11 protein-coding genes and 1 pseudogene are annotated in these 12,778 nt (G+C 39.1%); 5 read left to right on the plus strand and 7 right to left on the minus strand.

The annotated features are described in order from the left end of the window. Positions 1–33: 33 nt before the first annotated feature. From EXZ60_RS04740 to EXZ60_RS04750, 3 genes are read left to right on the plus strand one after another with little or no spacing between them, the layout of a single operon-like run. Positions 34–747, plus strand: a complete 714-nt coding sequence (locus tag EXZ60_RS04740) for a 3-deoxy-D-manno-octulosonic acid kinase (RefSeq protein WP_234911103.1) — start codon at positions 34–36, stop codon at positions 745–747. Next, positions 744–1,484: a glycosyltransferase family 25 protein gene (locus EXZ60_RS04745; RefSeq protein ID WP_277435369.1), complete on the plus strand. Its 741-nt coding sequence runs from the start codon at positions 744–746 to the stop codon at positions 1,482–1,484. Before EXZ60_RS04740 ends, EXZ60_RS04745 begins: the two co-directional genes overlap by 4 nt. Positions 1,485–1,490: 6 nt before the next feature. Beyond that, a complete protein-coding gene (locus EXZ60_RS04750; protein ID WP_170895470.1) occupies positions 1,491–2,537 on the plus strand; it encodes a glycosyltransferase family 9 protein in 1,047 nt (348 codons plus the stop codon). On the opposite strand, the gene waaA is transcribed toward EXZ60_RS04750, so the two are convergent. From waaA to rfaD, 7 genes are all read right to left on the minus strand, one after another. After that, positions 2,538–3,809, minus strand: a complete 1,272-nt coding sequence (gene waaA / locus EXZ60_RS04755) for a lipid IV(A) 3-deoxy-D-manno-octulosonic acid transferase (RefSeq protein WP_277435370.1) — start codon at positions 3,807–3,809, stop codon at positions 2,538–2,540. An 11-nt stretch (positions 3,810–3,820) separates the two neighbouring features. Then, on the minus strand, positions 3,821–4,603 hold the full coding sequence (locus EXZ60_RS04760; protein ID WP_017045911.1) for a glycosyltransferase: 783 nt from the start codon (positions 4,601–4,603) through the stop codon (positions 3,821–3,823). Then, positions 4,600–5,637 (minus strand): glycosyltransferase family 9 protein, encoded by a 1,038-nt coding sequence (locus EXZ60_RS04765; protein ID WP_277435371.1) that lies wholly within the window; start codon positions 5,635–5,637, stop codon positions 4,600–4,602. Before EXZ60_RS04765 ends, EXZ60_RS04760 begins: the two co-directional genes overlap by 4 nt. A 5-nt stretch (positions 5,638–5,642) precedes the next feature. Beyond that, on the minus strand, positions 5,643–6,671 hold the full coding sequence (gene waaF, locus EXZ60_RS04770) for a lipopolysaccharide heptosyltransferase II (protein WP_277435372.1): 1,029 nt from the start codon (positions 6,669–6,671) through the stop codon (positions 5,643–5,645). Between the two features lie 13 nt (positions 6,672–6,684). After that, positions 6,685–7,935: an O-antigen ligase family protein gene (locus tag EXZ60_RS04775; protein ID WP_277435373.1), complete on the minus strand. Its 1,251-nt coding sequence runs from the start codon at positions 7,933–7,935 to the stop codon at positions 6,685–6,687. A gap of 5 nt (positions 7,936–7,940) precedes the next feature. Beyond that, a complete protein-coding gene (locus tag EXZ60_RS04780) occupies positions 7,941–9,710 on the minus strand; it encodes a polysaccharide deacetylase family protein (protein ID WP_277435374.1) in 1,770 nt (589 codons plus the stop codon). Positions 9,711–9,901: 191 nt separating this feature from the next. Continuing rightward, entirely contained in the window at positions 9,902–10,843 is a 942-nt protein-coding gene (gene rfaD / locus EXZ60_RS04785; protein WP_277435375.1) for an ADP-glyceromanno-heptose 6-epimerase, read from the minus strand. 404 nt (positions 10,844–11,247) lie between these two features. Here rfaD and EXZ60_RS04790 point away from each other — a divergent pair. Both EXZ60_RS04790 and EXZ60_RS04795 read left to right on the plus strand, forming a co-directional pair. Then, a pseudogene (locus EXZ60_RS04790) lies at positions 11,248–11,487 on the plus strand (transposase family protein); the annotation flags it as partial. Positions 11,488–11,532: 45 nt separating this feature from the next. Then, positions 11,533–12,747, plus strand: coding sequence for a hypothetical protein (locus tag EXZ60_RS04795; protein WP_277435376.1), 1,215 nt, complete (start codon positions 11,533–11,535; stop codon positions 12,745–12,747). Positions 12,748–12,778 lie beyond the last annotated feature (31 nt).

A 12,778-nucleotide genomic window follows, 5' to 3' on the forward strand; every position in this document is an offset into this window, starting at 1 on the left:
GCACATTCAATCTCGTCATTAAAAAGTGAAACGATGAAAACGCTGAAAAAAGAGAATCAAACAATTTGGTATGACGAGCATTTGCTAGTTGAAGATCCGCTCCGCTGTTTTAACCCTGAGTTTTGGCAGCAGGCTGGTAGCGTCACAGGTTGTGCTACTGGGCGCGGTACGACATGGTTTGTAAAAGCTGAAAAAATAGAAGCAGCACTACGCCACTATAAGCGTGGTGGATTGTTCGGTAAGTTAGTTAGTGATCACTACTTTTTTTCCGGTTGGAAGAAAACGCGCAGTTTCCAAGAATTCGAATTGCTCAATACTCTGAGAGAGTCTGGGGTAAATGTTCCACGCCCGATTGCCGCGCGAGCAGTAAAGCGCACTTTTTGTTATCAGGCAGATTTACTCAGCGAAAAAATCCCGAACGCCCGCGATCTGGTGTCTATTTTACAAGAACGTCCATTACCGACTGAAATGTATGAAAAAATAGGTCGAGAAATCCGCAAAATGCATGATGCACAAGTCAATCATACCGATCTCAATATCCATAACATCTTGATTGATGATCAAGAGAAGGTATGGATTATTGATTTTGATAAGTGTTGCCAGCAACAAGGCGAGAGCTGGAAGAAAGGAAATTTAGATAGATTGAAGCGATCGTTTGAGAAAGAACAAAAAAAGAGATCTATCAACACCTTAAAGATAAGTTTTGATCAACTATTACATGCGTATAGTGAGAGTAAAAGAAAATGAAATTATTTGTGATTAACTTGAAAGAGGCCAATGCTAGACGAGATCGGGTCCAGAAAAAACTGTCAGAAATAGATGTTGAATGTGAGTTTTTTGAAGCTGTAAATGGTTTTAGTGGATTACCACCTAAGTTGGCTATGAAACCAAATGATGATTATCGAATCAAATATCGTGGTAGACCTTTGACTCCTGGGGAAAAGGGCGTATATGCGAGTCATTATTCACTCTGGGAAAAATGCGTTGAGTTAGATGAGCCCATAGTAATATTTGAAGATGATTTTTTACCAACACCATTTTTTTCGCTCGTTATTGATAAGCTTCCTGAGTTACATAAAAAATACGACTATTTACGTCTTGAGCCTCAGGATACAAACTTTAATTGTAAAATGATTGAAAATACTCATGATGGCTTTCAAGTTGTGATGTGGATGGATAATGCTGGAGGAGCTAGGGGATATAGCATTACACCGAAAGCGGCACGTAGATTTTTAGACGAAAGTGAGCAATGGTTATGTGCTGTCGATAATTTTATTGGCGAACCATATAAACATCACATATCTTCTATGGGATTATTGCCATATGCTATATACAATCCATCTGATATGGAAAGCCAAATTCAGAACAAAACAAAATTAGCCAAAGTTGCCTTAAAGAATAAAATTTTTAGAGAAATAGAAAGGCTTTCAAGGACCATCAGATTGGCATGGTGGAATGTTATGCATAAATCAATTAAAAGGTAATTATCTATGATAAGGGGACTCATATCTCGACTTCAAATTACCAGAGATAAAATAAGACGTCATCTTGGAATCATTCTTTTTGATTCATCAAAAGTATCTAAATTAGATTTAGAGAATGTTAATAGCATTCTATTTATCCGTAATGATGCAAAATTGGGTGATGCTATTGTTTCCTCCGGGGTACTCAAGAAACTTAAAAAGTACCGCCCAGAAATAAAAATTAAAGTGCTGACTACCTCTGCGATGGCACCATTGTTTACAGAACACTTTGGTGTTGATCAAGTTGTGCATCTAAGTAAGCGACCGTCATACAGTGAAATGAAAGAAGTCTGTACGCAAGTTGGGTCGGTCGATGCAGTAGTCGCTTTTAATCTTGATATGAAAATGAAAGATATTTATTTGCTGAATAAGTTAAAGTCTAAAATAAATATTGGCCTAGATCCTGATTTAAAGCTGATTAATTTAAAAATTTCTGATGATATTAGAAATATGCATTATGCTGATAAGTTTAACTATATTGCAACTCTATTGGGTATAACTGAATCAGCAGAGAATTATATAGTTCCTCTTGTTCCCTCTTCTATGGAAAAAGCACAACTTTTCTTGACTGAAAATAATATCAATGAGTTTGTGCTGATTAATCCATTTGGTAGTGGCAACGAAAGGAAGTTGAACAAGGACTCGATAAATAAAATCATTAGTGCAATCAAAGAATGGGATAAGTCATTGAGTGTGGTTCTATTATCGGCTCCTGATACAAGAGATCTTTTGGACGCTATGTCCCTTACTACTGCAAGTATTCGTCACTTTGATCAGAGTGATTCTATTTATGATGCCATTGCTATTGTCGAGAAAGCGAAGTTAGTGGTTTCTGTTGATACATCAATAGTTCACGTCGCATCTGGTTTTAATAAACCGCAGATTGCAATTTATAAACAAGATAAGGTTAATTTCAGCAACTGGCACCCTAACTCTGAACATGCAAATGTTATTATTGCTATTACAGATATCAATAATTTTGGAGAGGAACAGCTAAAGCAAGCACTAACCTAATTAAATTATTAGTTCAATGGCTGATATTGTGTTCGCTAGTGATCCACGGTTTTTATCAATTACGAGTCGAGTTGATTGTGATTTAGAGTGAAGTACATTTTTATCATTGAATGCTTGAGATATAGATTTTGAGATTGCTTTAGCCGTAGTGACAACCTCTAATCCCTCAGCTTTGATTAGTTGTTCTGTTATATCCGTAAAATTATAGTAACTTGGTCCTGTTAGCACTGGTTTACCTAGTGCTGCAGGCTCAAGCATATTATGACCTCCAACTTTATCACCCAGTAAGCTTCCGCCCATAAAACAAATGTCAGCAGCACCCATTAGTACCAGCATTTCTCCCATTGTATCACCTAGATACACCTGTACTTCTGGATCAAGTTCAGACTCTGTTTCAGTTCGTCGCACACTAATAAATTGTGTTTTACACAGCTCAAAAACAGCATTAAATCGCTCTGGGTGACGCGGGACAAGAATAAGCAATGCGTTAGGGTGCTCTTTAAGTACTTCAGCATGGGCTGCTAATACCTGTTCATCCTCACCTTGATGAGTGCTTGCCGCAATCCAAATTGGACGATTTCTCCCCAGATTAGATCTTAACTGCTGGCCTTTTTGTATGGTTGTTTGGTCTATATCGATATCAAACTTAATTGAGCCAGTGACGAAAATTTTTTCTTTTGCCACACCCAATCGAATAAAGCGCTGTGCATCGTCGGGATATTGACATAGTACTCGAGTTAAATTTTTCGCTAGCATGTTAAATATTGGCTGAACTTTTGCGTACCGTTGGCATGAACGCTCAGATAAACGAGCATTAATAACAGTGATCGGAATACCCGCTCTTGCAACAGTATGTAGCGTATTCGGCCAAAGCTCAGTTTCCATGATGAGTAGTTGGCTAGGCTTGATAGCATTTAAAAAACCACGAATGGCAAAAGAGAAGTCAAATGGCATATAGCGATGTTCGGCGATGCCTTGTAATTTAGCCGCTTGTTCTGCGCCAGTAGGCGTTGTGGTGGTAATAACGATCGGCTGATCAGGATATTGTGATTTGAGTTTTTTTATCAGTGGAGAAACGGAAAGTGTTTCTCCAACCGATACCGCATGGATCCAAATCGGTGATTTATTAGTTTCAAGTGGCGGTGTGAAACCAAAATGTTCTTTCCAGCGAGCACCCACGGATGGCTTGCCATCTCGTTTTCTGTACAGACTCCACATCAAAAATGGAGAAACAATAGTGAGTAGGAACGTATACAGCCAACGAATGAGCACAATGACCTCGTTTACTTCTTGATTAGATCTTCAGGTTTCTGGTGAGTCCATTTACCACGAGGCTTGTCTAAATATTGAAAATACTCATTGGTAAATGTGCCTTGGATACAAACATGACGGCGACGACGATATTGAATGGATTCATCTTTTAAAACATCATTGAATACCGCAGGTCCTGTTGTCCCGTAAACTCCTTTTTTAACATCATAGTTCTGGATGTTATACACAATCGTATCCATCACTTTCTGGAAATGAGGGTTTTGTGGCGCTGTCGCTAAAAAGTAATTAGTAATTTCAGTCCCATTTTTGATCTTGATATATAACGCGTCATTGATGCCTTTTAGTAGTCGACTAAGCGGCCAAACCAATGTGGCATCAATATCCATATAGACACCGCCTTGTTGGTATAAAGTTGTCACACGCCATAAATCGGCTTGAGCAGCACCATCGGTCAACTTCATATATGCATCATAAACTTCTTGTGATGCATTTTCGCGTAAATATTCTTCTCGTGCTTCGGTGCTGACATAGCGATAATCGTAGCTTAGTGACATTAGACGATTGAATAGATAATTCAAATAGATAGGTAGACTACTACGGTTTGAATAGTTGGTTTGCCAAATAATTTTAGGTACACCACTGCTATTTTTTGTTTGAATTTTGGCTGGAGAATATTCAGGAATAGTGAATCGTACTTTAGGAAAAACAAAGTGGAATGGGTATGAAAGCACTTTAAAAATATTACCAATCAACTTGATGGTGCGGTTTGCAACCATAATAGGGAAGTTATTCATACTGTCTCTTTATTTTGTTCTAATGCAGTAGCCATCTCTGCAATAATTTGTTCGTTACTAGGAATATCACCGTTCGCATTCATGACAATACGGTGATCACCTTCTAATGGAGTGTATCTAAATGGTACGGTTGAGTAGAAAATACCAACGGTCGGTGTATGAGTTGACACCGCAATATTTCTCACTCCCGTATCAGGAGCCACCACTAAGCGCGCCTTGGCAATGTATTCGACTAGTTCATCTAATGACAGACAAGGCTGAATCGTGAAATTATGGTTAACTTCCAAATGACGAAGAAAATCACCTTTTTCAAAATCATTTTTTCCTTCTAGATAGACATGTTGATGGTTTGGAAAAGTTGTAATTGCGAGCTCAATGAAACTCTTCATTTGTTTTCGAGTCAGAATTTTTGATTGAGTTGATGCGCCATTAAAATAAAGAATGCTAGGTTTAGTTTGTCCTTTATCGTACAGTTCTAGGTGACTTGGATATGCAAAATCTAATGGCCTTTGTGGATTGTGTCCAAGCATTTTTAGCATATCGAGCATGCATTCAAGCTCTGGCTGAAAATCAGATCGAAATACCGCAATATTGTACAAGCTTCCACATAAATAAGGTTTGTATGGGAAACCAAATTTCAGCTTGGCTTTGCTGAACAACGTCATCCAGTAAGAGCGGCTGGTACCTGCGACATCAAAGATGATGTCTTGCTCTTCTAATTGCGTAAATTGCTGGATCTTCTGCTTCCAATTCAGTTCATGCTTGCGATGTCGACCAATCATAAAAATGGTTTCATCAGCGAGATCTGAAGGTGTTCCATATTGATAGTTAGAGACACCCACTAGCGTGATTTTTGCGTTAGGAAAAAATTTTCTCGCTTCAATAAGAAAGGGGCGAACAATGACCTGATCACCTAATGCAGCGTGACGAAAAATCGCGATCTTTTTCACCTTCTCGGGTGAAAACTCATGAGTTAAGTATTTTTTTGCTTGCTTGGATGCATAAGCACCGCGTTCAAACCAAAGATGTTGCATCAAGTTTATCCAATAAATTTGTTTACGGCAGCCATTACCAAATCTGGTGATAGCTTGTTCAAACAGTCAAGGTGCTTAAGTGGACACTCGCGTTTAAAGCAAGGGCGGCATTCTATGTCAGTGTGTATAATTTCGACATTATCTGCCAATGGTGGTGTGTATTTTGGTGAGCTTGAGCCATATATTGCAACAATATTACACCCAACAGCGGCTGATACATGCATCAACCCAGAATCGTTGCAGACGACAGTATGGCAAGCTGCAAGCAAATCAACTACCTCAATTAAGGAAGTTTCACCGGCTAGATCAAAGCATGAATTTTGTAATTCCTTTGGAAGTGCATTGCGGATAGCGCTTGTTACCACTTTATCTTTGGCTGAACCGAATAACCAAATTTGCTGGCCTTTTTCAATCAAAGCTTTCGCAACTTCAGCATAGTATTTATCTGGCCATCTTTTAGCTGGGCCAAATTCTGCTCCTGGGCATAAACCGATAATCGGTTTTATGGTCGATAAGCCTAATCTTGACATTGCATACTGTTGAGCTTTGCTATCGATGAATAGAGAAGGGCGAGGGCAGGTTTCTAGCTGAACTTCACTAAGCATGCTTTCCTTAGAATAAGCAAGAGCAACATAACGCTCCACCATAAACTGAAAAACTTTGCGATTTGGGCGAAGATCATTGAGCAAACCATAACGAAATTCACCTTTCCAGCCCGTACGAGATGGAATACCAGCAAACAGAGGAATTAAAGCTGACTTAGCCGAGTTAGGTAAAACGTATGTGTGCGTATAGCCATTGCGCTTTAATTCTTTAGCCAGTGCCCATCGACCTACAAGATTAAATGCGCCATGTCCAATCGACATTTCAATGGCGCAATTCACTTCTGGCATGCGCTCCAAAATCGGTTTGCACCAAGCGGGGGCTAGAACATCAATCGTCGCAGCGGGGTAGTTTTGCTTCAATGTGGTGTAGAGGCTTTGCGACATGACCATGTCGCCAACCCAAGAAGGGCCGATAATCAGAATCTTCATGTCCTGCTGCTCATCAGTTTGGCTGTTGAACGGCATTGTACTTTTCTATACGAATAAGAGCAAAGAAGGTTGCAAGCATAAAGCCATAGAATGCGCTGATTAAGTTAGCTTGTAATGGTGCTTCTGTTAAGCAAAAGAGCATGAACCCAGCGACAAATACCGTACCTGTGTAACCCCAGAGGCTATCGGTTTTCCTGTAGTGTTGAGTAAAGACCGCAAAAGGTACTACAAGCATCATAATAATGGCAACTATACCTAATATTCCATTACTCGCTAGCATTTCGAAATATTGGCTATGGGCATGACCACGAGTTAAATTCCGAGTGTATTCATTCACTTTACCTTCAGCATAAAGCTGCTTATTGAGAGTTTCTCGTTCATTATAAGGTAAACCAATGAATGGGCTTTGTTTAAACGCTTCCGTTGCAGCTTTCCATAAATAGAATCGAGTACCTGTAGATGTTGCCGCTTCTACATCTCCGGAAATAATATGAGACACCTCATAAGCTGTATAATCTATTCGTTGTTTTACTGAATCGGAATTCCAATAAGTCCCTAATGATAGAGCGATAAAACCCACAATGAACGTTGATGTTAATTTTAGATTTAGTCTTTTCCAATTTAGTAGCGCACACAATATCAGAAGTAGCGGAATAGCAAATATGGCGCCACGAGTTAAAGTTAATACTGTTGAAATAATTGAGGCGATGAATGCTAAAAATAATAAGACTCTATATTTAGGATTTTTTATAGATAAACATAAAGATAGAAATGCCAATGAGCACGCCAAATAACCAAAGTTGATACTAAAGAGAAAACCGTCAACACGTGGCATATGGAGTATAACGAACTGATAAAGAGCAATAACCAGCGCACCAAAAGAACCAACTATGACGCCAATAGATAACCATTCATAGGCTTGTGCCGAGTGTAGGATGAAAGCTTTTCTGAACATTAAATAAACAGGAATACATAACAATAAACGACTACCGCCTTGAAAGTACCTGAACGTACTACCATCGACTATTGTAATTGGTAAATTGGCAAAAAAATAGGCACCAAGACAACAAGTGATCAGTAAGTCATATTTATTAAAATCACAATGAGTTCTATTCTTAACTAGGTCGTGAATTGAGAATAAAACGATAAATGCGACAATGACAACACTAAAATTATTAGTCGATAGAAGGAGTGCTGGAACTAAGAATAATGATGATAGCGCAAAATTATTCACGTTAAGAAGTTTGTTCATTCGTGATTCCATTCTTATTATTTCGTCGATTTTCTGAATGTATAGTTACCGCGCACTTTGCGCCATAGGCCAAACACATCGGTTTTAGGGAAAATAGCAATACGTCGTATTTGATATGGATCTTGATGAATTAACAATGGGCCGCTGTTGGTTGCAACCGCAAATTGATAGCCACATTGATGCACGATCTGTTTTGAGTGCGCATCATGATCGCCATAGGGGTATGCAAAAGAAACCAATTGTTCGCCTAGTAGCTCTTCGAGTTCAAGCTTATTGCGTGAGATCTCTTTACGCTGTTCAGATTCACTGAGTTTGCTGAGAAATAGATGAGTCATTGTATGGCCGCCAATTTCAACTAGCCCTGAATCGTGTAATGCTTTGACTTGCTGACGAGACATTAAAGGCACTGGTTTTTCTGGGTTGCTCGGTACTTCAACATCCCAACGGTTAAAATCCTCCCCCGTTACTACATAGACAACCGCTTTAAAACCGTATTTTCGTAATAGCGGCAACATCAATTCGTAGTTATCTTGATAGCCGTCATCAACCGTTAAGATTATATAGCGCCTGCCTGATTCAAGGCGGTGAATAAGCCCTTTATCCGCTAAATCTTTAAAGGTTAGCGTTTCAAACCCCATTTTTTTTAGCAGGTTGAAGTGCTTTTCAAGCATGTCAATATGCAGATAGGTACCATGTACGCCCTTTTCACTTTCATCCTTAATAAAGCGATGATACATAATAATCGGCATCTCTTTACGCAGCTTTTCAACATAAACCGTTTGATAAATATCTTCTATTTGATCGACCACATTGGTTAAGCTGTAGCTGTTGTGGATTATCTCACTGACTTGTGGTGAACAGTGCGGCGTTTTTAACCCTTGTTCTACATATTGACTAACTTTTGAAAAATCAATATCGAGATCTTTAGGCCCGATGTCACCGAAGTTGCTTGTCATGGCCGCAGCGATATTATCGTCATCGACAATACCAATTGCACTTGCCTCACCGATTGCCAGGGTAGGCCGTCCACACAGCAAAGATTCCATTGCTACTCTGCCAGCCCCAATGACTAAGTCTGATTGAGCAAGTATCGAGACGACATCTTGTGAATAACCAAGAAAGTGAACGTCAGAAGTAAACTTATCAAAACGCGCTTCAATTTTAGAGCCAGATATGACCTGAATCTGGTATTTTGCTGAGTCTAAACACTCATCGAGCAACCGATAGCAAAGATCTCCTTTGGGGCCGGTTAACCTACCAATAATACTGACCACAGGTTTGCTATTTTGAGGAGCGTTTTGCCAAGCGAATTCTTGCGTTTCAATGCCGTTTCGGCTTACGACGAGCGAGCTTTGTGGAACATTCAATTCAGTCATGAGTTGTTGTTCAATGGCCTCACAAACCGGTAGTGCTTTGTCACCCATGGCGTGAAATTTTTTACGAGATGCGTGTACAGGCTGACGACCATGTACTGTGGTGACCATAGGCGTATTTGTTAATTTGCAAGCAATGTGACAACTCCAGCTGGAGGCGCGAGAGTGAGCATGCACTAGCTGGATATGGTGTTTCTTAATCAGATAAATAAGAAAACCCACATGCCAAAAGCGGCGAGGAATACTGCGTTTATTAAAACGGAGTTTATAAAATAGCCCTTGGTGAGGTTTTGTTAGCGTATCGGAAACATAAAATACCTTATGCCCACGCTTTGTCAGTTCATCGCCAACAGTAGTGGCGTACACCTCTGCCCCAGTGACCTCAAGTTGAGATAAGGCCATTAATATGTTCATCAATACTCCACGAGTTAGCAGCCAATGCTTTTCATATATCTAAGAAACATGCTCAATTTTTCATTCCTCCCCTTCCAATCGTTACTCCATATTACTCTTCCAGTAAGAAGAGAGCAGCCTTTTAGGGAGATATGTTTACTAGTTCCTCCCCCTTTTAGGGGGAGGTTAGGAGGTAGTGATTACAGCCATCACTACTTATTAATCAACGCCATATACTCAGCCACACCTTCAGCCACCGTCTTAAATTGATGCTGGCAACCAGCGGCGCGCAATTTCGTTAAATCGGCCTCGGTGAACTCTTGGTAAGCACCTTTTAAGTGATCTGGGAATGGAATGGTTTCAACTTCACCTTTACCATGGTGCTTGATAACGGCTTTGGCCACTTCTTGGAAAGATTCAGCATTGCCGGTACCCAAGTTATAAATACCAGATACACCGCTGTTCATAAACCATAAATTCACAGCCGCAACGTCACCCACATAAACGAAATCACGCTGGAAGGTTTCACTACCTGCAAACAGTTTCGGGTTTTCACCCGCATTCATTTGATTATTTAAATGAAAAGCAACAGAAGCCATTGAGCCTTTGTGCTGTTCACGCGGGCCATAGACATTGAAATAACGAAAACCGGTAATTTGGGAAAGAGTTTCACCGTGTGTTTGTGCTTCTTGCCAAATGCGGCGCACATAGTTATCAAATTGCTGCTTGGAAAAGCCGTATACATTCAGCGCACCTTCATACTCTTTTTCTTCAATGAAGGTATCAGTATCGCCATAGGTTGCGGCTGATGAAGCATACAAAAATGGAATGTCGCGCTCTAAACAGTAGTGCAGTAGCTCTTTAGAATACTCATAGTTATTAAGCATCACATACTTGCCATCCCATTCGGTGGTGGCAGAGCAAGCACCTTCATGAAATACGGCTTCGATAGGACCAAAATCCTCACCAGACATGATCTGCACCAAGAAATCGTCTCGGTCCATGTAATCGGCAATGTCCAGATCAACTAGGTTTTTGAATTTACGCCCATTTTTTAAGTTATCGACAACAAGAATATCACTAATGCCTTGTTCATTTAGCGCTTTGATAATGTTGCTACCAATCATGCCAGCGCCACCCGTTACGATGATCATACAAAATTCCTATGGTTATAATACGAACAATTATGCGCATTATAGCGGCTTAGCTAGTGGCTGTAATCACAAAATCTAATCTAGGCTAGCGACAGTCTCGCGCTATGTATTGTTTTGATGTAGTATTTCTGCCCAATAGTACTTCCTGATTTTGTAAAGGAAGAGTTCACTTAAGGTAGAACCGCTTGTAGGAGTTAGACCTAAGGGCGGTAGCGTGCCCAAGGAAAAATCATGAACATACGCATCTTTAAACGGTTTGTAGCATAGTGAGCTCACAGTTTTCTTGTGTCGATGGATAACGGCATCACACAACAAACAACAAACAATTAATTAATCAATGATCAATTTGACGATCATTTTTAGCGTTTTCTAATTACCTCCATAGACAAATTGGAGGTCTAATGATGAGTAACCAGCAACCATTTATGTATTTCGATATCACTCCAGATTACCACCAAAAAGGTAAAGTCGAGCACAAGTTAACTGACATCATTTTGTTAACAATTTGTGCTGTACTTTCTGGCCGAGATGACTGGAAAGCGATTAGCCTATACGTAGAAGTTCGGTTGGATTTCTTGAAGCGATTTGGTGATCTTAGTTATGGTGTTTCCTCTACTTCTATGATAGCTAGGGCGATGGGCATGACGGTGGTACTTATGCGGATTCCGCGCATAAGGGAGTGCCATTAGATGACAGCAATATCGAAAAATATTTTGGGTATCAAAAGACTTCACAACGAAGAAGAAATGGAGGCCTTAATTATAAGGCTTTATTTCATATTACTCTCGTTTACTACGGTGATGAGTGTCTTTGATCAAATTCCTATGTATTCTGGTGCTTTTACATCACTCGCTAGTGCAGGAATATTTCCTATTTTTAAATTTATAAAAGATATACTTGTCATCGCGCTTTTTTTTACATTATTACCACTGTTTTTGTACAGATCAAAAACACCACTTTTGATTACAACTTTAATGTTTGGTTTGTTTGTTTTGATTAGTGCAGTATATACATACATTGATACAAAGGAAATTTATTTTCTTGCTGGATTTCGATGGATACTACCTGTCTTTATAATAATATGGCTAACGGTTATTGACCTAAAAAAACTCGAAAAGACATCTGTCTATCTTATTTCATACATTTTTATTATTAACATAGTCACTCAAATTTACCAGTTATCCTTTATGCCTCATTGGTTTGGAACTACTGATTTTGGTATGTCTTCCCGTGTTATCGGTATATTCATGGCACCGAATACAAGTGCATTCTTCACATGTGCAGCAATTGCTTTTCTTGCTTATAAAAAAGAATATTTTAATAGAAAAGCAACAATGTTATTATTTTTAGTTGGAGCATTTTCTATATTTTTGACCAGATCTGGTACTGGTTTGATTACATTAGTTGCTTTATTGACGATATTCATCGTGCCTATCCGGTACATAATGTTTTCTGCATTATCATTGATAATCATATTACCTACTATTCTACTTAACTTAGATAGTCTGTTAAATCGTGAAAACTATGTGGCTTTATCTGGTGTTGGACGATTTAATCTGATAATGGTTGCATTCCAAAATGTAGGTTTTCTGTCTGGTGAGTTTGGTTACAATACTAATACGGCTAATTTACTTTTTTCAATGTTAGATCCTAGTAAGGCTTATGAAGCTGCTGATTCAGTTATTGCATCAGTTCAAGGAAATCTTGGATATTTAGGTTCTCTAATGTATCTTGGTGTTGTGATTTACTTTACTTATAAGGCACTAATCGATAAGAATAGTTCGAGACTTTCAATTATTGCTGTATACGTAATATTTGGAATGACAACGATAACATTTGAGGCATTCCCAATGATATATTTTTTACCAGTAATTTATGGAAACTCAAGGGTAATTAATTCATGAGGATTATATTTTTAAATTTGAGAGAAAACTT

The sequence above is a fragment of the Vibrio sp. 1151_11 genome (assembly GCF_029478525.1).
GTDB classification, from domain to species: domain Bacteria; phylum Pseudomonadota; class Gammaproteobacteria; order Enterobacterales; family Vibrionaceae; genus Vibrio; species Vibrio anguillarum.